Annotated in this window: 17 protein-coding genes; 8 read left to right on the top strand and 9 right to left on the bottom strand. The window is 66.7% G+C overall.

The genetic code is table 11. From position 1 onward, the window contains the following. Window positions 1-58: 58 nt before the first annotated feature. From NBE95_RS00795 to NBE95_RS00775, 5 genes are all read right to left on the bottom strand, one after another. Window positions 59-1324, bottom strand: a complete 1266-nt coding sequence (locus NBE95_RS00795; protein ID WP_289894021.1) for a DUF4147 domain-containing protein — start codon at window positions 1322-1324, stop codon at window positions 59-61. Further along, a complete protein-coding gene (locus tag NBE95_RS00790; RefSeq protein WP_289894020.1) occupies window positions 1324-2304 on the bottom strand; it encodes a CoA ester lyase in 981 nt (326 codons plus the stop codon). The genes NBE95_RS00795 and NBE95_RS00790 overlap by 1 nt, the downstream gene beginning before the upstream one ends. Window positions 2305-2345: 41 nt before the next feature. Then, on the bottom strand, window positions 2346-3245 hold the full coding sequence (folD, locus tag NBE95_RS00785) for a bifunctional methylenetetrahydrofolate dehydrogenase/methenyltetrahydrofolate cyclohydrolase FolD (protein WP_289894019.1): 900 nt from the start codon (window positions 3243-3245) through the stop codon (window positions 2346-2348). 106 nt (window positions 3246-3351) lie between these two features. Further along, complete coding sequence (locus NBE95_RS00780) at window positions 3352-5028, bottom strand: formate--tetrahydrofolate ligase (RefSeq protein ID WP_289894018.1); 1677 nt, start codon at window positions 5026-5028, stop codon at window positions 3352-3354. 790 nt (window positions 5029-5818) lie between these two features. Continuing rightward, window positions 5819-7285 (bottom strand): sodium:alanine symporter family protein, encoded by a 1467-nt coding sequence (locus NBE95_RS00775; protein WP_289894017.1) that lies wholly within the window; start codon window positions 7283-7285, stop codon window positions 5819-5821. Between the two features lie 173 nt (window positions 7286-7458). On the opposite strand from NBE95_RS00775, the gene NBE95_RS00770 reads away from it, so the two are divergent. Then, window positions 7459-8190, top strand: a complete 732-nt coding sequence (locus tag NBE95_RS00770) for an FCD domain-containing protein (protein WP_289894016.1) — start codon at window positions 7459-7461, stop codon at window positions 8188-8190. Here the strand turns inward: NBE95_RS00770 and NBE95_RS00765 are convergent. Beyond that, on the bottom strand, window positions 8153-8860 hold the full coding sequence (locus tag NBE95_RS00765) for a hypothetical protein (protein WP_354670352.1): 708 nt from the start codon (window positions 8858-8860) through the stop codon (window positions 8153-8155). The two genes, NBE95_RS00770 and NBE95_RS00765, sit on opposite strands and share 38 nt — an antisense overlap. On the opposite strand from NBE95_RS00765, the gene NBE95_RS00760 reads away from it, so the two are divergent. Together NBE95_RS00760 and NBE95_RS00755 are read left to right on the top strand one after the other, a co-directional pair. Then, window positions 8859-10772: an aminomethyltransferase family protein gene (locus NBE95_RS00760; RefSeq protein WP_289894879.1), complete on the top strand. Its 1914-nt coding sequence runs from the start codon at window positions 8859-8861 to the stop codon at window positions 10770-10772. The genes NBE95_RS00765 and NBE95_RS00760 overlap by 2 nt on opposite strands. A 700-nt stretch (window positions 10773-11472) precedes the next feature. Beyond that, window positions 11473-12840 carry an ammonium transporter gene (locus NBE95_RS00755; RefSeq protein ID WP_289894015.1) on the top strand — a complete coding sequence of 456 codons (1368 nt, stop codon included), beginning with the start codon at window positions 11473-11475 and terminating at the stop codon, window positions 12838-12840. A gap of 102 nt (window positions 12841-12942) precedes the next feature. Here NBE95_RS00755 and NBE95_RS00750 read toward each other — a convergent pair whose 3' ends face one another. Together NBE95_RS00750 and NBE95_RS00745 are read right to left on the bottom strand one after the other, a co-directional pair. After that, a complete protein-coding gene (locus NBE95_RS00750; protein WP_019352360.1) occupies window positions 12943-13299 on the bottom strand; it encodes a cupin domain-containing protein in 357 nt (118 codons plus the stop codon). 55 nt (window positions 13300-13354) lie between these two features. Continuing rightward, window positions 13355-13759: a group II truncated hemoglobin gene (locus NBE95_RS00745; protein WP_019352359.1), complete on the bottom strand. Its 405-nt coding sequence runs from the start codon at window positions 13757-13759 to the stop codon at window positions 13355-13357. A 260-nt stretch (window positions 13760-14019) separates the two neighbouring features. Here NBE95_RS00745 and NBE95_RS00740 point away from each other — a divergent pair, with 260 nt between their 5' ends. From NBE95_RS00740 to glnT, 5 genes are all read left to right on the top strand, one after another. After that, a complete protein-coding gene (locus NBE95_RS00740) occupies window positions 14020-14667 on the top strand; it encodes an XRE family transcriptional regulator (RefSeq protein WP_289894014.1) in 648 nt (215 codons plus the stop codon). A 152-nt stretch (window positions 14668-14819) separates the two neighbouring features. Then, window positions 14820-15707: a glutamine amidotransferase family protein gene (locus NBE95_RS00735; protein ID WP_289894013.1), complete on the top strand. Its 888-nt coding sequence runs from the start codon at window positions 14820-14822 to the stop codon at window positions 15705-15707. A 70-nt stretch (window positions 15708-15777) separates the two neighbouring features. After that, window positions 15778-16434 (top strand): protein GlxC, encoded by a 657-nt coding sequence (locus NBE95_RS00730; RefSeq protein WP_289894878.1) that lies wholly within the window; start codon window positions 15778-15780, stop codon window positions 16432-16434. A gap of 10 nt (window positions 16435-16444) precedes the next feature. Beyond that, window positions 16445-17770 carry an FMN-binding glutamate synthase family protein gene (locus tag NBE95_RS00725; RefSeq protein ID WP_289894012.1) on the top strand — a complete coding sequence of 442 codons (1326 nt, stop codon included), beginning with the start codon at window positions 16445-16447 and terminating at the stop codon, window positions 17768-17770. A gap of 219 nt (window positions 17771-17989) precedes the next feature. Beyond that, on the top strand, window positions 17990-19246 hold the full coding sequence (gene glnT / locus NBE95_RS00720; RefSeq protein ID WP_289894876.1) for a type III glutamate--ammonia ligase: 1257 nt from the start codon (window positions 17990-17992) through the stop codon (window positions 19244-19246). Between the two features lie 41 nt (window positions 19247-19287). On the opposite strand, the gene NBE95_RS00715 is transcribed toward glnT, so the two are convergent. Continuing rightward, complete coding sequence (locus NBE95_RS00715) at window positions 19288-20271, bottom strand: GlxA family transcriptional regulator (RefSeq protein ID WP_289894011.1); 984 nt, start codon at window positions 20269-20271, stop codon at window positions 19288-19290. Window positions 20272-20308 lie beyond the last annotated feature (37 nt).

The following is a 20308-nucleotide window of genomic DNA, read 5'->3' as shown; positions in this document are numbered from 1 at the left end:
CGAACCCGGTGTGGACGGGGGCGGGGGCAGGGGGGTGTTCACGGTTTCCTCCTTTTGTTCAGGCGCCGAGCAGCAGGATCTGCACATCGGCGACATTGGTTCCGGTTCCGCCGGTGACCAGCAGGTCGCCCGCGGCCTTCAGCGCCGCGTGGCTGTCGTTGTTGGCCAGCAGCGCCGCGCCGTCGCAGCCGGCGGCGCGGATGCGCTGCGCGGTTCCGGCGTCCACGATGCCGCCGGCGGCTTCGGTCGGGCCGTCGCGGCCATCGGTACCGCCGCTGAGGAACACCCAGTCCCGGCCAAGCGCCGGCATTGCCAGCGCCACGCGCAGCGCCAGTTCCTGGTTGCGCCCGCCCGATCCGGTTCCGACGACGTTCACCACCGTCTCGCCGCCGAAGATCAGGCAGGCCGGCCGGTCGCCCGGCGCGTCCTGCGCCGCCGCGACGATGCGCGCCGCGGCTTCGGCCACCTCGCCCACCAGGGCGTCGCACAGGATCGTCGGGTTCAGCTCTGCCGCCGCCGCGGCAATCGCTTCAAGGCTCTTGCGGTTCGAGCCGATCAGGTGGTTCCGCGCCTCGGCCGGGGCCGCCGCGGGAGCGGCCGCCTTGCCGCGGCCCAGATGCGCGCGGACCTCCTCGGGCAGCAGCAGCCACAGGCCCCGCGCCTCGATCAGCGACCGGGCCTCCTCGACGCTGCCGATCGGCGCCACCGTCGGCCCCGAGGCCACCACCGCCAGATCGTCGCCGATCACGTCCGACAGGATATAGGCCGTCACCGGCGCCGGGGCGGCGAAATGCAGCATGCCCCCGCCCTTCAGCCGCGACAGCTGCTGGCGAATCAGGTTGGCGGCGCGGATGTCGAAGCCGCGCTCCAACAGCAGCCGGCCGACCGCGATCTCGTCCGCCAGGGTCAGGTCTCCGACCGGCGCCGGCAGCATGGCGGAACCGCCGCCGGAGATCAGCGCGATCACCCGGTCCTGCGCACCGGACGCGCCCAGCAGGGCGATCACCGCCTGGGCCGCCGCGGCGCCGTCCCGATCCGGGACCGGGTGGCCGGCGGTCATGACCGTTGCGCCGGGCAGGTCGCGCCGGTTTTCGCGATTGGTCACCACCAGCGCCTGCACCGGCACCGGACCCAGCGCGTCCAGCATGGCCTCGGCCATCGCGGTCGCGGCCTTGCCGACCGCGACAAGGATGTAGCGGCCGTCCGCGCCCAGGTCCGGCACCGGATGCTTCCGCAGCGCGGCGCGCAGGGCCTGCGCCGGGTCGGCGGCGGCGCAGGCCGCCCGGAACAGCGTCTCGGCCCGGGATCTGAGCGCGACGGACATCATGCGGCGCCGGCGATCTGCCGGGCCTTTTCGACCAGCACCTCGGCCTGGCGGATCGAGGCATAGTCGATCAGCCGGCCGTCCAGCGACACCGCGCCCTTGCCCTCGGCCTCGGCCTCGGCCATCGCCGTCAGGATGCGCTGCGCCTTGGTCACCTCGGCGTCCGAGGGGCTCATCACCGCATTGGCCAGCGCGATCTGGCTGGGATGGATGGCCCATTTCCCCTCGCAGCCCAGCACCGCGGCGCGATAGGCGGCTGCCAGATAGCCGTCCTTGTCGCTGAAATCGCCGAAGGGCCCGTCGATCGGCCGCAAGCCGTTCGCCCGTGCGGCGACCACCATCTTCGCGAGGGCATAATGCCACATGTCGCCCCAGTGGCGCTGCCGGCCGCCATTCTCGTCGGGATCGGTCAGCACGGCGTAATCGGGATTCACGCCGCCGATGATCGTGGTCCGCGCCCGGGTCGAGGCGGCATAGTCGGCGACGCCGAAATGCAGGCTTTCATTGCGTTTCGAGGCGGCGGCGATGGCGCTGACATTTTGCATCCCCAGCGCCGTCTCGATGATATGCTCGAAGCCGATGCGCTTCTTCAGGCCCTTGGCGTCCTCGATCTGGGTGACCAGCATGTCCACGGCATAGACATCGGCGGCGGTGCCGACCTTGGGGATCATGATCAGGTCCAGCCGCTCGCCGGCCTGTTCGACCACGTCCACGACGTCGCGATACATGTAATGCGTATCCAGGCCGTTGATGCGCACCGACATGGTCTTGCTGCCCCAGTCGATCTCGTTCAGGGCCTTGATGATGTTCTTGCGGGCCTCGGCCTTTTCATCCGGGGCGACCGCGTCCTCGAGATCCAGGAAGATGACGTCGGCCTCGGATTCGGCGGCCTTCTGGAACATCTGCGGGGCGCTGCCGGGCACGGCAAGCTCGCTTCGGTTCAGTCGCGCGGGGGCCTGTTCGATGACGTGAAAGCTCATATCGGGTTCCTTCTTCCTTCGGTTCCAGTTCGCCGCCCCCGTCAGGAGGTCAGCCCTTGCGGTTCGGGCAGGCCATGCGCCCGCGAACAGGCGGTGACGGTATTGGCCAGCAGGCAGGCGATGGTCATCGGCCCCACGCCGCCCGGCACCGGGGTGACGGCGCCTGCGACCGCCGCGGCGCTGTCGAAATCCACGTCGCCGACCAGCCGGGTCTTGCCCTCGTCCCGGGGATGCGGGATGCGGTTGATGCCGACGTCGATCACCGTCGCGCCCGGTTTGACCCAGTCGCCGGGGATCATCTCGGGCCGGCCGACCGCCGCGACCAGGATGTCGGCGTTGCGGCAGATCTCGGCCAGGTTCCGGGTCCGGCTGTGGGCGATGGTCACCGTGCAGCTGTCGCCCAGCAAAAGCTGCGCCATCGGCTTGCCGACGATGTTCGAGCGGCCGACGATGACCGCGTTCAGGCCCGAGAGCGAGCCGTGATGCTCGCGCAGCATCAGCAGGCAGCCCAAGGGCGTGCAGGGCACCATGCTTGTCTGCCCGGTCCCCAGCAGCCCGACATTCGAGATGTGGAACCCGTCCACGTCCTTTGCCGGGTCGATGGCGTTGATGACCACGTCCGGGTCCAGATGCGGCGGCAGCGGCAGCTGCACCAGGATGCCATGCACCGCCGGGTCGGCGTTCAGCCGGGCGATCAGCGCCAGCAGCTCCGGCTCTGGTGTGTGCGCATCCAGCTTGTGCTCATAGGAGTTCATTCCGGCTTCCAGCGTCGCCTTGCCCTTGGAGCGGACATAGACCTCGCTGGCGGGATCCTCGCCCACCAGCACGACCGCCAGTCCCGGGGTGATGCCGGCTTCCGCCTTCAGCCGTTCCACGGTCCCGGCCACCCGGTCCCGGACCGTCGCCGCAAAGGCCTTGCCGTCGATGATCTTGGCATTCATTGTCTTGGCTTCCTGATAATGCGCCCGGTCCCGGGGCAGCCATGGGCCGCCGCCGCCGCAGCGTCGTTGGGTCCTTGGGTCGCTTGGCTGGCGACGGGCCGGGCGGTCAGAACAGACCTTCGACCTCGCGCGCCCGGTTCAGCCCGATCACCTCGGCGGCAGGCTGCCGGGGCAGACCGGGCATGGTCATGATCTCGCCGCAGATGGCGACGATGAAGCCGGCGCCGGCGGCCAGCCGCACCTCGCGGATCGGCACGGAATGACCCTCGGGTGCGCCGCGCCGATTGGGATCGGTGGTGAAGCTGTATTGGGTCTTGGCCATGCAGATCGGCAGGTGGCCGTAGCCCTGGGCTTCCCATTCCTTAAGCTGGTTGCGGATCGCGGTGTCGGCCAGCACCTCGTCGGCATGGTAGATCCGCTTGGCGATGGTCTCGATCTTGGCGAACAGCGGCAGCTCGTCGGGATAGAGCGGGGCGAATTCCGCGCCGCCCGCCTCGGCGATCTGCACGACCTTCCGCGCCAGCTCGACCGCGCCTTCCGAGCCGTCCGCCCAGTGCCTGCACAGGATCGCCTCGACCCCGCGCGTCTTGGCATAGTCCTGCAGCGCCCGGATCTCGGCCTCGGTATCGCCCGAGAAGTGGTTGACCGCGACGACCACCGGCACGCCGAAGGACTTCATGTTGACGATGTGGCGTCCCAGATTGGCGCAACCCTTGCGCAGCGCCTCGACATTCTCGGCCGCCAGATCCGCCTTGGCGACGCCGCCGTTCATCTTCAGCGCGCGGACCGTGGCGACGATCACCGCCACGTCCGGCTGCAGCCCGGCCTTGCGGCATTTGATGTCGAAGAACTTCTCGGCCCCCAGATCGGCGCCGAAGCCGGCCTCGGTCACCACGTAATCGGCCAGTTTCAGCGCCGTGGTGGTAGCGATCACCGAATTGCAGCCATGGGCGATATTGGCGAAGGGCCCGCCATGCACGAAGGCCGGGTTGTTCTCCAGCGTCTGCACCAGGTTGGGCTGCATCGCGTCCTTCAGCAGCACGGTCATCGCGCCGTCCGCCTTGATGTCGCGGCAATAGACCGGCGTCCTGTCGCGGCGATAGGCGACGATCATGTCGCCCAGCCGCTGTCCCAGATCGTCGAGATCGGTCGCCAGGCACAGGATCGCCATCACCTCGGAGGCGACGGTGATGTCGAAGCCGGTCTCGCGCGGGAAACCGTTGGTCACGCCGCCCAGCGAGCAGGTGATCTGGCGCAGGGCGCGATCGTTCATGTCCAGCACGCGGCGCCAGACCACGCGGCGCAGGTCGATCTGCTGTTCGTTCCCCCAATAGATGTGGTTGTCGATCATCGCCGACAGCAGGTTGTGGGCGCTGGTGATGGCGTGGAAATCGCCGGTGAAGTGCAGGTTCATGTCCTCCATCGGGATCACCTGCGCATGGCCGCCGCCCGCCGCGCCGCCCTTCATGCCGAAATTCGGCCCCAGGCTGGCCTCGCGGATGCAGAGGGTGGCGCGCTTGCCGATGCGGTTCAGCGCGTCGCCCAAGCCGACGGTGGTGGTGGTCTTGCCCTCGCCGGCCGGGGTCGGGTTGATGGCGGTGACCAGGATCAGCCTGCCCGAGGGCCGGTCCCGCAGCCGGTCGATGAACTGCTGGCTGATCTTGGCCTTGTCGTGGCCGTAGGGCAGCAGGTCCTCGATCGCGATGCCGAGCTTTGCCGCCACGTCCCGGATCGGCAGCTTGGCCGCCCCCGAGGCGATTTCCGAGTCGCTCTTCTGTGTCATGATGATGTTCTTGGTGCTGAAGGTTGTGCCGAAACGATCATCCGCAAGCCGGCTTCGCGCGCCGGCTCGAGCGGTTCCCGTCAGATTTCGGAGGTTCTTGCGCGGTCCGGGGTGCGGGACGGCAGAAGCCGCTGCACGCCTTTGGCCGCGCCGCGGTTCAAAGCCCTGGATAGGGCGGGAACGGCTGTCGCCGCTCGGTGCCGCGGACCGTGTCCTGCTGCGCGCCCGGTGCCGCCGGTTGCGGCCTTTCCGGCATCCTGGAATGATGCATCGTTTCCTCCCTCACCTGACTGCCGGTGCCCGCGTTCAGCGGTCCCGACGACACCCCCCAGATACAGAAACGACATATTGCGCCCGGCTGTCAATTATTTATTGTTTTATATCAATATCTTGACTGGACATATTGTCCGCTGGGCGGCCCGGATCGGTCAAGGTTCCGGACATCCTGGCCATCGGACAGGCGGTACGGGCGGCAAAATTGAGACATTCTGTCCGGATCGGCGCTTTTTCCGGCGGCCTGGCGGACGCGCCATTTCGTCCCGGGGAAAGGCGCCTGGCGCGGCCTGAGCGGGCGAATCAGCCGAGCCGTCCAAGGCACGCACCCCGGGAAGCCGCAGGCCCGGCGGTCCGGAAAACAAAATGCCGGACCCGTAGGCCCGGCTATTTACGACTCGCTAACGCAGCACCAATTGATTGACTCATCAATTAACACAATGCCCGCCGCGATGCGAGTTGCCCTTTTTGGCAGACCGCCCGTCGCCGGGCGGTCCCAGGGCCATGCCGGGACGGATCAGGACCGTTCGCTGGCTTTCCATTCCTCCCAGCCGGGCTGGCCTTTCATGAAGGTCTCGATCTGCTGGCGGTTGGCTTCGAGCCGCGGATCGTGCCGCAGGTAGAAGCGGGTCTCGCGCGCGATCAGGCCCGACAGGATCAGCAGGCCGATCAGGTTGGGAATCGCCATCAGCCCGTTCATCACGTCCGAGAAGCTCCAGACCACGTTCAGCTGCACGGTGCAGCCCAGCAGCACCACCAGCGAGAACAGGATGCGGAAGGGCATGACGCCGCGATGGCCGACCAGACGCTCAAGATTGCGCTCGCCATAATAGGCCCAGCCCAGGATGGTCGAATAGGCGAAAAGCACCAGGCCGATGGTGACGATCCAATGCCCCCATTGCCCCGGCAAGCCGTGGGTGAAGGCCTGTCCGGTCATGATCGAGGGCGAGATCTGCAGCCCGGTCTGCGGGTCGATCTCGTTCCAGACCCCGGTGGTGATGATGACGAGGCCGGTGCAGGACACCACGATGATGGTGTCGATGAAGGTCTGGGTCATCGAGACCAGCCCCTGCCGCACCGGATGCGTGGTCTGCGCCGAAGCCGCCGCGATCGCCGCCGAGCCCATGCCGGATTCGTTCGAGAAGATGCCGCGCGCCACGCCGAACTGCACCGCGATCATGATCGTCGAGCCCAGGAAGCCGCCGGTCGCCGCCGTGCCGGTGAAGGCCTGCGAAAAGATCTCGCCCAGGGCGTCGGGCAGCGACTGGACATTGGCCAGCAGGATGTAGAGCGCGCCCAGCACGTAGAACAGGATCATCGCCGGCACCAGGCCCGCCGTCACCTTGCCGATGGACTTGATGCCGCCGACCAGCACCACCAGCGTCAGGCCGGCCAGCGCCGCCCCGGTGATCCAGGTCGGGATCATGAAGCTGCGTTCCAGGTTCGAGGCGATGGAATTGCCCTGGGTCATGTTGCCGATGCCGAAGCAGGCGCAGACCGCGAAAATCGCGAAACACAGCGCCAGCACCTTTCCAAGGGCGTTCGGGATGCCGCGTTCGAGGTAATATTGCGGGCCGCCGTTCTTCTCGCCGACCTCGTCGGTGGTGCGGAAGCGCACGCCCAGGAAGGCCTCGGCATATTTCGACGCCATGCCCAGGATCGCGGTGATCCACATCCAGAACAGCGCTCCCGGCCCCCCGGTGGCGATGGCCGTTGCCACGCCGACGATGTTGCCGGTGCCGACGGTGGCAGCCATGGCGGTGGTCAGCGCCTGGAATTGCGAGATGTCGCCCTCGGCATCGTCATCCTTGCGCTTCAGCAGGCCAAGCCGCAGCGCCGCGCCCAGCCGGACAAGCTGGATGCCCTGCAGCCGAATGGTCAGGTAAAGCCCGGTTCCCAGCAACAGCGGGATCAGAAGATACGGCCCCCAGACGACACCGCCGATCGTTCCCAAGACCTCTTCTATCTTGTCGAGTCCCATCATTCCGTCTTTCGTTATTGCAATGCTCCCAAACGGCGGCCTTGGGCACGGAATGTCAAGTTCTGCGGTCCGGCGGCCTGCGTCGATTGGTCACGCAAGACGCCGGGCGCGGGCCAGATCGACCTTGCCGGCCGGACGCGCTATCCTGTACCGGCCGGCTGTCGCCTCCAAAGGAAATGCAAGACGTGACCATTCCCACCCGCCGCCCGACCGGCGCTTCGGCCGAGCCCGTCGTCGGCTCGACGGTGCAATATGTCATCGACACGCTGGCCATGCGCATCGTGGCGCAGGAATACGGCACGGACGAGCGCCTGCCCTCCGAGCGGCAGCTGGCGCAGGATCTGGGGGTGGCGCGCAACACGGTGCGCGAGGCGCTGGACCAGCTCGAGGCGCGGGGGATGATCCGGCGCCGCGCCGGGTCGGGCTCGTTCGTCACCTATGATGCCGGCGGCAGCAGCGAATCGCTGAGCCCGGTCGCGGCGGAAACCGGGCCGCTGCACCTGCAGGTGGTGCGCAGCATCCTTGAACCCGAGATGGTGCGACTGGCGATCATCAACATGTCGCCGCGCCGGATCGAGGCGCTGGGCGAGACCCTGTCGCAGATGGAGGCGGTGCAGACCGATGCCAACGCCTTCGTGCGGCTGGAGGAGGAGTTCCACCGCCAGATCGCCAGCGGCACCGACAATCCCCTGCTGATCGCCTGCTACAACCTGGTCATCGACGCCCGCCGGCAGGCCTTCCGCGCCGCGATGTATCGCCGGCATCTGACGCCCAACCGCATCGCCATCTATCAGCGCAGCTACAATGCCCTGTTCAATGCCATCGCCGCCCGTGACATCGAGGAGGCGACCGAGTTCATGAAACTCGCGCTCATCGAGGACCAGCGGCTTCTGTTGCAGGAGGATTGAGCTCCACTGCCGGATCGAGGCGCTGGTGCCACATCTGCCCGAGCTGTTCGAGATGATGGCGCAGCAGCGGGGCGTGGCGCTCCAGCCAGTTCAGCACCGAGCCGAATTCGATGATCCGCGCCCGGCCGTCGCGGATGCCGACCACCGGCCAGTCGCCGACCAGCGCATTGTCGATGCCGAACAGCGCGCTGCCCCACCAGCGCGCGGTGCCGAAGACATGCGGCATCTGCTGGTGGCGCTTCATCGCCGCCAGCACGGTGATCGGCGCCACCGTGTCGGCGCTTTCCACCGCGTTCTGCCACAGGTCCAGGATCGAGGCGTATTCCCAGCTCACCGCGCTCCACTCGCCGGGGAAGCGGGCGTTGTAGGCGTCGAAGAACGCCTTGGGGCGGCGAAAGAAGAAGGCCTTGTCGGCCAGCAGCGGGTCGTCGAAATCCGGAAACTGGAAGACATAGCGCGACATGAACTCGGCCGAGGTGGCGGCGATCAGCCGGGGATAGTCGTCGCCGGTGCAGGCCAGGATCGGGCCGCGCCAGCCCAGTTCGTGCGCCGCCTCGGTCAGGGCGCGGGTCATCGGCCTGTTCGGGGCGGAATCCCGGTCGGGCGAGGCCGTGGCGCTGACCGCCGCCGCCCCCGGCTGGCTGATCGCCGCCGCGCCGGGCGGGATCATGGATTTCGAGGCGCAGGACACCGCGACGCCGCTGACCCTGCGCATCACCCGCGCTGATCCGCGCCGCAAGGGCCAGTTCGCCCTGCCGGTGCCGCTGGCCGATCCGCTCTTGGACCTGCGGGTGAAATCCGCCACTGCCGAGGCCTATACCGTCAAGGCAGGGGATTTCATCCAGATCATCGACGTGGACGGCCGGCAATGCACGGATTTCCAGTGCTTCGATGCGCGCAAGCTGGACCGCGGCATCGTCCAGCCGCTGGACGTGACCACGACCCGCACCATCCAGGGCCATGCCTATCCGATGCCGGGCCTGCACGCGAAATATTACGACCACGACCTGACGCCGCTGGTCGAGGTGGTGCAGGACACCTGCGGGCGCCACGATGCCTTCGCCCTGGCCTGCTCGGCGAAGTATTACGACGATATCGGCTATCCCGGCCACGCCAACTGCACGGACAATTTCAACGCCGCGCTGGCCTCTTATGGGGTCGATGGCCGCGCCGGCTGGATGGCGGCGAACTTCTTCTTCAACACCGGCATCGACGCCCATGGCGTGATGTATGCCGATGAGCCCTGGTCGCGCCCCGGCGACTATGTGCTGCTGCGGGCGCTGACCGATCTGGTCTGCGTCTCCTCGGCCTGTCCCGACGACACCACCGCCGCCAATGGCTGGCACCTGACCGATATTCACGTCCGCAGCTATGGCGCGCAGGAGCGGTTCAGCCGCGCGACCGCCTGGCGCGCCACCCCCGACGCGGAGCCGACCATGACCCGTGAGACCGCCTTCCACAAGAATTTCGCCGCCCTGACCCGCGACTTCGTCGAATATCGGGGCTTCTGGTTGCCGAATTCCTTCCCCGAATGCGACCCGGTCGAAAGCTATTGGGCCTGCCGCGAAGGCGTGGTGGTGATGGACCTGTCCGCCCTGCGCAAGTTCGAGGTGACCGGCCCCGACGCCGAGGCGCTGATGAACTGGGTGCTGACCCGCGACGTGGCCAAGCTGGGCCACGGCCAGGTGGTCTATTCGGCGATGTGCTATCCGCATGGCGGCATGATCGACGACGGCACGCTGTTCCGGCTGGGCGACCAGAACTTCCGCTGGATCGGCGGCAGCGACGAGGGCGGGGTCTGGATGCGCGAGCAGGCCGAGAAGCTGGGTCTGAACGTGATGATCCGCTCCTCGACCGACCAGATGCACAACCTGGCGGTGCAGGGACCGAAATCGCGCGAGCTGATGGCCGAGATCATCTGGACGCCGCCGCATCAGCCCGCCGTGGCCGATCTGGGCTGGTTCCGCTTCACCGTCGGCCGCATCGGCGGCGAACGCGGCGTGCCGGTGGTGGTGTCGCGCACCGGCTACACCGGCGAGCTGGGCTACGAGATCTTCTGCCATCCCAAACATGGCGATGTGGTCTTCGAGGCGGTCTGGAACGCCGGCCAGCCGCGCGGCATCAAGCCGATGGGCCTTGCCGGGCTGGACCTGGTGCGCATCGAGTCCGGGCTGGTCTTTGCCGGCTACGATTTCAGCGATCAGACCGACCCGTTCGAGGCGGGCGTGGGCTTCACGGTGCCGCTCAAGTCCAAGAACGCCGATTTCGTCGGCCGCGAGGCGCTGATCCGGCGCAAGGAGCATCCCACCCGGAAATTCGTCGGGCTGGAGATCGACGGCCAGGACGCGGTGGGCCATGGCGATTGCATCCGCATCGGCCGGGCGCAGGTCGGCGAGATCTGCTCGGCGATGCATTCGCCGCGCAGCAACCAGCGGATCGCGCTGGCGCGGATCGACATCGCCCATGCCGAACCCGGCACCGAGGTCGAGGTCGGGCGGCTGGACGGGCATATCAAGCGCATCGCCGCGAAGGTCGTGGCATTCCCGCATTACGACCCGAAGAAGGAACGCCCCCGCGCCTGAGGCGCGGGCCGGCAGCCGAAAACGCAGCCAGGAGAAGGCGCCGGAATCCCCCGGCGGAACAGCAAGAACAACGGAACATCACCGCCCCTTCCACAACCGACAGGGATCTGACAGGTGGAACAGGATCTTGCGACCAAAACCGGACGGCAACCAGGGGCGGGCGCCCGTGGGATCGCGCTTGCGCCGATCCTGGGCGATCAAGCCGCCCCGCGCCGCACCCGTCTTCTGCCTTGCGGGACGGAGGGCTCGCATCGGAAAGCCGCTTGCCGTATCCATCAGACCGGCAAACAGGCATTGGGCGCGCGATTGCGCGCCCTTTTGCTGTCTTTGAAGCAGTTCCGGGGGCGAGCGCCAGCCCCTGTCTCGCATGCAAGGGCATCGCCGACCACCGCCCGGCCGTCCCGGATCGGTCGGCGGAACCTGCCCCGCCGGTTCGGGGCGCGAACCGGGGCGGCGCAAGCCCTGCATCCGATCCACGCCATTCCTTGATGCGTTCCTTCGCGCTGCGCCGGCCGGTCGAGGCCGCCGGAAAGCCGAAGCCGTCGCTCCATCAGCCATTGCAAGATCCATTTCAGACAAGGGCCTTCTCACCTCTCCGACCGACAGGACATTTCCGCCTGTCATGACGCGCGACCAGCGCCGCAAGGCGTTTTCCGGGCCGAAAAGTCCCGGAGCAGTGACAAAAACAGGGAGAACGACAATGGAACCAACGACGACCATGCTTTATCCGGATCAGGTGACGCTCAGTTCGCTGGTGCAGAACCTGATCTATGGCTCGGGCACCGCGGGGGCGATCCTCGTGGTGGTGGGGCTGCTGATGATCGACGCAGGCACCACCCGCAACGGCAGCCTGTTCAACTCGACGATCGAAAAGACCATCGGCTTTTTCCTGGGCTTCGCCGCCTATTTCGTCATCGGCTTCGGCTTCTGGGCCGGGCAATATTACGTCATGGGCGGCGCGAGCCTGGCGGATTCGCTCAAGGACTGGTGGCTGGGTGGTGCGCTGGCCAATGGCGTGGCGCAGCATGTCGATCCGGCGGTGTTCCCGGGGCTGAACACCTTCCAGATCTTCGTGTTCTTCCTGGCCTGCTTTTCCGGCATCATCAACGTGCTGCTGCATTTCGCCGTGTCCGAGCGGATGAAGCCGCTGGCCTATTACATCACCTCGGTCGTGGCGTCGGTGGTGTCCTCGGCGCTCAGCTTCGCGGTCTGGGGCTCGGTCGGGCCGCTGACCAATGCCGGCTTCCACGACTTCTTCGGCGTCGGCTTCGTCTATCTGTTTCCGGCCGGCATGGCGCTGGTGCTGGTGCCGATGCTGGGCCGGCGGCCCGGCATGTTCGAGCCGCATCCCAAGGTGAACTCCTATGACGCGCCCAGCATCGGCCTGGCCGCGACCGGGCTGATGACGATCTTTTCCGGCCTGCCGCTGGTGATCCTGTCCTGCCTGTTTTTCTTCGAGCCGCAGGCGCTGGCGGTCAGCGTCACCATGGCCGATACCAGCGTGGGCATCGTCTTCAACAATTACGGCCTGGCCTGGGCGGGCGGCGCGGTCACCGGCGCGATCATCGGCTACCGCAAGCGCTCTTACGCCTATCTGCTGCTGGGGCCGCTGTCCGGCTATGTGGCCGGTGCGCCGGGCTTCGACGTCTATGCGCCCTGGCAGACCTTCCTGGTCGGCCTGACGGCGCCGGTGATCGCCTGGCTCGTCTACGAGTTCACGCAAAAGCGCGGCATCGACGAGCACAAGCTGTTTCCGCTGTTCCTGGGCGCCGGCGTCTACGGGCTGATCATGGTCGGGCTGATCAAGGCCGGCACCCCGCATGGCGGCTATTTCGGCATCGAGGAGGGGCCCTATGCCTTCCAGCACAACCGGATCGGCGTGACCATGCAGGTGGTCGGTGCCCTGGTCTGCGTCGGCGCCGGCATGCTGACCGCGGCGGTCCTGACCTTCATCCTGAAGCAGACGGTGGGCCTGCGCGTGGACGAGGAGGACCAGGCGACCGGCCTCGACGAGATCTATTGGGGGATGAAGCCCAATCCGGCCTCGCTGCCGGACCGGCCGATCTGAACCCCGGCAAAAGAGCAGGCCCCGGCATAGCGCCGGGGCCTTTTCAGTTCTGCAGCGGTCGCAAGGCGCGGATGGCGCGCCGCCGCGGCGGCATCGCCCCGTCTAGCGGACGCGGATGGCGAAGGCCTTGCGTACGGTTTCCTCGGTCTTCCAGATGCCGTCGAAGCCGGCCTCGATGACGAAGGTGTCGCCGGCTCCGAAGCTGCGCGGCTCTTGGCCGTTGTCGGTCAGCGTCACCTTGCCCTCGAAGATCCGGATGTACTCGTCCACGTCGTAGCGCACGCGATAGCTGCCGGGCGTGGCTTCCCAATAGCCGGTCAGGAACTTGCCGTCCTCGGACTGGTTCTCGATCCATGTCTTCATGCTGGGCGAGCCCTCGACGGGATGCCACCAGTCCAGATCCTCGGTGATCGGTTGGACCGAGGGGGTCTGGTAGGTACCGAATTTCTTGATCGCCATGAACGTCTCCTCTTTGTTGATGGGATGTGGTAATGGGGCGGACGGACGCACCGCGTCAGTCCATGTTGCGGCTGCTTTCGGCGGCGGTGGTGAAATGCCGCATCAGCACCGTCGCCAGCTCGGCCTCGATACCCCGCCTGTCGACGGCCTTGGCCATGCATTGCAGCCACAGGTCGCGCATCTGCGGGCCGATGGGAACATGGGCGTGGATTTCTTTCAGCCGCGCGTGACGGTGTTTCATGACGTAATATTGTGGCCCGCCGAAGAAGCCGCACAGGTAGTTGAACTGTTCCTCGCGCGAATGCGCGACGCCGGCGCCCTGCAGATGCAGCAGATGCAGCTCTTTCGCGTCCTCGTCCTGTTCGACGATGTCGTAGAATTCCTTGACGAGGGCGCGGATGCCCTCGTCCCCTCCCAGCTGCTCGTAAATCGACTGTTTTCGTTGCGCAGCAAAATACATGGCGTGCCTCCTCGGAAACTTCTCCCAGACTAGCAGGAAATAAATTATTCTCTCAAGAAAAATTATCCCCTGACGACCGGGCTGGCGCTGCCGCGGGACAACCCGCCGGGAACCGCGGCCGGGGGCGGCGGCGTTCGGGGCGGCATGGCCGACGCGGCGGCAAACCGCATGGAGCTTCCACGCCATGCGAGCTATCATATAGGCTTTGCTGTGAAAATCCGCCAAGCTGTTTGATCGGAACAACAAAGGAATGACGTGAAATGGTAAGCCAGACGGCAAAGATAGATGGCTCGCTGACGCAGAATCCCCATGCGATTCGCGACAGCCGCGAGAAGAATCTTGAGGTTGCCATCGGCCGGCAAGTGCGGGAATTGCGCAAGCGGCAACGGATGACCGGCTCGAAACTGGCCAGCCAGGCCGGCCTGTCGGTCGGCATGCTGTCGAAGATCGAGAATGGGGTGATCTCGCCTTCGTTGACCACGCTGCAGACCCTGGCCGATGCGTTGCGCGTGCCGCTGATCCAGCTTTTCTCGGGCTATGAGGAACCGCGCGGCGCCATGCATGTCAAGTCCGGCACCGCCGTCGAGGTCGAGCGCGCCGGCACCCGTGCCGGCCACCAGTATCATCTGCTGGGCCATATCGGCTCGAACAACAGCGGCGTGGTGGTCGAACCCTATCTGATCGTGCTCAGCACCGAAAGCGACCACTTCCCCACCTTCCAGCATGAAGGGATCGAGCTGCTCTACATGCTCGAGGGCAGAATCGGTTATCGCCATGGCGAGCAGATCTATGATCTGGAGCCCGGCGACAGCCTGATTTTCGACGCCGACGCCCCGCATGGGCCCGAAGTTCTGCGCGATCTTCCGGCCCGCTACCTGTCGGTGATATGCTATCCCCAGTCAAAGTAAATTCCTGAGAAGAAACACCATTTTCTGACGCCTTCGACTTGCTTCCCGCCCGCATAATTTTCTGTCGGGTAAAAAAAATATCTTGCTAGGCAATGATTTTTACTCTTAGCTGATCCGTGACGGCTTCAACGCCAGCTGAACGGAGGTTGCTAATGTGTGGCATCGTTGGCCTGTTCCTGAAAAAAGATGATCTGCGGCCCCGCTTGGGGGACCTGCTGACCGACATGTTGATTTCCATGACGGATCGCGGGCCCGACAGCGCGGGGATCGCGATCTATGGGGACGAGTCTCAGGGACTCAAGATGACGATCCAGTCCGATACGCCCGACGAGGCGTTCAAGGGGCTCGAGGACAATCTGAACGCGCTGCTGGGTGCGCCGGTGCGGATGCGGGTGGTCGACACCCATGCCGTGCTGAGCCTGCCCGAAGGCTCCGAGGCCGAGGTGCGGGCCTATATGTCCGAAAAGGGCATCCGCGTCATGGGCGCCGGCCAGTCGATGGAGATCTTCAAGGAGGTCGGCCTGCCGAAGGACGTGGCCTCGCGCTTCGGCATCCGGCAGATGGCCGGCAGCCACGGCATCGGCCATACCCGGATGGCGACCGAAAGCGCCGTGACCACGCTGGGCGCGCATCCGTTCTCGACCGATGACGACCAGTGCCTGGTGCATAACGGTTCGCTCTCGAATCACAACCGGATGCGGCGCGAACTGGCCCGCAAGGGCTTCGTCCCGCAGACCCAGAACGATACCGAGGTCGCCGCCTGCTACATCTCCTCGCGGCTGGCCGAGGGCGCCAACCTGGGCGAGGCGCTGGAAGGCACGCTCGAGGATCTGGACGGGTTCTTCACCTTCGTCGTCGGCACCAAGAACGGCTTCGGCGTGGTGCGCGATCCCATCGCCTGCAAGCCCGCGGTGATGGCCGAGACCGACAGCTACGTCGCCTTCGGTTCGGAATACCGGGCCTTCGCGAACCTGCCGGGCATCGAGGATGCCCGCATCTGGGAACCGGAACCCGCCACCGTGTATTTCTGGGAGCGCTGACATGACCACCATGGCCAATACGCAAATCCGCGAAGACCTTGACATCGGCGTGCAGCCCCGGACCATTGACATGGCCTGGACCGAGTTGCGCGATCTCAACAGCACGCTTCAGGCGCAGACCGGCGGCGAATGGGTGATCGAAAACCCGCGCGGCGCCCATGCGCTGGCGGTCGGGTTGCAGGCGCCGCTGGAGGTGACGATCAAGGGCTCCACCGGCTATTACTGCGCCGGCATGAACAAGGAGGCGCAAGTGCATGTGACCGGTTCGGTCGGGCCGGGGGTCGCCGAGAACATGATCTCGGGCAGCGTCGTGGTCGAGGGCGATGCCAGTCAGTATGCCGGCGCCACCGGCCATGGCGGGCTTCTGGTCGTCAAGGGCAATGCCAGCTCGCGCTGCGGCATCTCGATGAAGGGCATCAACATCGTCGTGCATGGCAATATCGGCCACATGTCGGCCTTCATGGCGCAATCGGGCAATCTGGTGGTGCTGGGCGACGCGGGCGATGCGCTGGGCGACAGCCTTTACGAGGCGCGGCTGTTCGTGCGCGGCAAGGTCAAGTCGCTGGGCGCGGATTGCATCGAAAAAGAGATGCGGCCCGAGCATCTGGAGATCCTGGCCGACCTGCTTCAGCGCGCCGGCGCCGATGCCGACCCGTCCGAGTTCCGCCGCTATGGCTCGGCCCGCAAGCTCTATAACTTCCACGTCGATCACGCCGGCGATTACTGAGGATCATACGATGGACCAAACCCCTCGCACCCTGCCGCGCCAGAGCTGGACCTTCTCGAACGAGATCAATTCGGAGATCCGCCGCGCCGCCGCCACGGGCATCTATGACATCCGCGGTGGCGGGGCCAAGCGCCGCGTGCCGCATTTCGACGACCTGCTGTTTCTCGGCGCCTCGATCAGCCGCTATCCGCTGGAAGGCTATCGCGAGAAATGCGACACCTCGGTCGTGCTGGGCACCCGCTTCGCCAAGAAGCCGATCGAGCTGAAGATCCCGATCACCATCGCCGGCATGTCCTTCGGCGCGCTTTCGGCCCATGCGAAAGAGGCGCTGGGTCGCGGCGCGACCATGGCGGGCACCTCGACCACCACCGGCGACGGCGGCATGACCAACGAGGAACGCGGCCATTCCGAAAAGCTGGTCTACCAGTATCTGCCCTCGCGCTATGGCATGAATCCGGACGACCTGCGCCGCGCCGACGCGATCGAGGTCGTGGTCGGGCAGGGCGCCAAGCCCGGTGGCGGCGGCATGCTGCTGGGCCAGAAGATCACCGAGCGGGTCGCCAGGATGCGCAACCTGCCCATGGGCATCGACCAGCGGTCCGCCTGCCGCCATCCCGACTGGACCGGCCCCGACGACCTGGAGATCAAGATCCTCGAGCTGCGCGAGATCACCGGCTGGGAGAAGCCGATCTACATCAAGATCGGCGGCGCACGGCCCTATTACGACACCGCGCTGGCGGTGAAGGCGGGCGCCGACGTGGTGGTGCTGGACGGCATGCAGGGCGGCACCGCGGCCACGCAGGACGTTTTCATCGAGCATGTCGGTCAGCCGACGCTGGCCTGCATCCGTCCGGCGGTGAAGGCGCTGCAGGATCTGGGGATGCATCGCAAGGTGCAGCTGATCGTCTCGGGCGGCATTCGCGGCGGCGCCGACGTGGCCAAGGCGCTGGCGCTGGGGGCCGACGCGGTGGCCATCGGCACCGCGGCCCTGGTCGCGCTTGGCGACAACGACCCGCGCTGGGAAGAGGAGTACCAGAAGCTCGGCGCCACCGCCGGCGCCTATGACGACTGGCACGAGGGTCGCGACCCGGCGGGCATCACCACCCAGGATGCCGAGCTGATGATGCGGCTGAACCCGGTCGAGGCCGGCCGCCGGCTGCGCAACTACCTGGCGGTGATGACGCTGGAATGCCAGACCATCGCCCGCGCCTGCGGCAAGAGCCACGTCCACAATCTCGAACCCGAGGATCTTTGCGCCCTGACCGTCGAGGCCGCCGCCATGGCGGGCGTCCCGCTGGCCGGCACGAGCTGGGTTCCCGGGCAGGCCGCATACTGACAACATGAAGCCAAAGGGCGGGACGAAGTATCCCGCCCTGGGTCAGACATCCTTCAACAGGGAGATTATCGAATGACCGACATGGCCACCTTTGCCCGCGAATCCGACATGGTGCAGAAGCGGGACAAGCCCCGCCAGGGCGCCGCGAACCCGCAACAGAAATCCGCCGAACCGCTGGACCTGGCCGCCTATGCGCGCGACCGGGGCATCAAGCATTTCATGGTCTCCTTCACCGATCTGTTCGGCAGCCAGCGCGCCAAACTGGTCCCGGCCGAGGGTATCGCCGACATGCAGGCCGGCGGCGCGGGCTTTGCCGGTTTCGCCACCTGGCTTGACCTGACGCCGGCCCATCCCGACATGCTGGGGCTGCCCGACGCCTCCTCGGTGATCCAGCTTCCCTGGAAGAAAGAGGTGGCCTGGGTCGCCTCGAACTGCGTGATGAGCGGCGGCATCGACCTGGCGCAGGCGCCGCGCAACGTGCTGACCCGGCTGTGCCGCGAGGCCGCCGATATGGGCCTGACCGTCAAGACCGGGGTCGAGCCGGAATTCTTCCTGATGACGCCCGACGGGCTGGCCATCGGCGACCCGGCCGACACCGCGATGAAGCCCTGCTACGACCAGCAGGCGATGTTCCGCCGCCTGGACGTGATCGCCGAGATCTCGGACTACATGCTCGAACTGGGCTGGGAGCCCTATCAGAGCGACCACGAGGACGCCAACGGCCAGTGGGAGATGAACTGGAAATACGACAATGCGCTGGCGACCGCCGACAAGCATTCGTTCTTCAAGTTCATGACCAGGGCCATCGCCGAAAAGCACGGGCTGCGCGCCACCTTCATGCCCAAGCCGATCATGGGGCTGACCGGGAACGGCTGCCACCTGCATATCTCGGTCTGGAACGCCGACGGCACCAACGCCTTTGCCGACGACCGGGACGAGCTGGGCCTGTCCCAGCAGGGCTATCACTTCGTCGGCGGCATCATGAAACATGCCTCGGCGCTGGCGCTGCTGAGCTGCCCGACGGTGAACAGCTACAAGCGCATCAACGCGCCGCGCACCACCTCGGGCGCGACCTGGGCGCCGAACAGCGTCACCTGGACCGGCAACAACCGCACCCATATGGTGCGCGTGCCCGGCCCCGGCCGGTTCGAGTTCCGCCTGCCCGACGGCGCCGCCAACCCCTATCTGGTGCAGGCGGCGATCATGGCGGCCGGGCTGTCGGGGCTGCGCGCGAAGGCCGATCCCGGCCCGCGTTCCGACATCGACATGTATGCCGAGGGCCATACCATCACCGGCGCGCCGAAACTGCCGCTGAACCTCCTGGACGCGATCCGCGCCTTCGACGCGGACGAGGGGCTCAAGGCCGCGATGGGGCATGAATTCTCTGCCGCCTATATCAAGCTCAAGAACCGGGAGTGGAACCACTATTGCGCGCATCTGTCGCAATGGGAGCGGGACAACACCCTGGACATCTAAGCGGCTGCTCCCTCCCAGGCACCGCGAAACCCCGGTGGCATCTAGCCGCCGGGGTTTTCCATTGCCTCCGCCCGCAGCGGCCGGCGGGCCGAGGGGCTGGTGCCGAACTGCGCGCGGAAGCTGCGGCTGAAATGGCTGCGGCTGGCGAAGCCGGTCGCCAGCGCGATCTCGGCCAGCGGCAGGCCGGACTGGCTCAGCAGTTCCCGGGCCTTGTCCAGCCGCAGCCGGCGATAGAACTGCATCACGCTTTCGCCCAGTTGCGCCTGCGCCAGCCGTTCCAGGTGCCGGGGCGTCATGTCGCAAAGCTGGCCCAGATCCTCGAGCCCCAGCGGATCGGCGATATGGCTGGTCATCAGCTCGACCATGGCGACCAGCGCCGGGTGATGCAGGTCGTATTTGCGCGCCGGGTCCAGCTGCTGCGGCGCCTCGGCCTCGCGGATGCCAGTATGGATGAACCAGTCGCTGACCGCCCGCGCCAGCCCCGCCCCATGCGCCGAGGCGATCAGCGCATGCATCATGTCCAGGGGCGCCATGCCGCCGGCGCAGGTGAAGCGGTCGCGGTCGATGACGAACAGCCGCCTTTCGATCAGCGCGTCGGGCCAGGTCTCGCGCATGGCGTCCAGATGCTGCCAGTGGATGGTGAAGCGCCGCGCCGCCATCACCCCGGCCGCCGCCAGGATCGCCGCCCCGCCCGAGATGCCGCCAAGCGCCACCCCGCGCCGCGCCAGCCGGCGCACGAAGGCCAGCACCCGCGGATCGCGCTGCGCCAGCGGATCGCCCCCCGCCACCACGAACAGGATGTCCAGATTCTCGTCGGCCTCGGCCAGGGCGATGGTCTCGAATCCGCCGGCGACCGAGCTGGGCGCGAAGCCGCCCTCGGTCGAGACGAATTGCAGCTCGTAGAGCGGCCGGCCGCTCAGCAGGTTCGCCGCGCGCAGCGGTTCGACCGCCGAGGCGGTGGACATCAGTGCGTAACCCGGCAGCAGCAGGAAGCCGTAGCGGCGGGGGCGGGAATCGGGGCGCATGGCAGACCTTTGGCTTTCCGCCTCAGCCTGCCACCCA

The sequence above is a fragment of the Paracoccus sp. TOH genome, from assembly GCF_030388245.1.
Taxonomy (GTDB): Bacteria; Pseudomonadota; Alphaproteobacteria; order Rhodobacterales; family Rhodobacteraceae; genus Paracoccus; species Paracoccus simplex.
The sequence above is the reverse complement of the archived record's forward strand: the minus strand, read 5'-3'. Positions and strand labels throughout refer to the sequence as shown.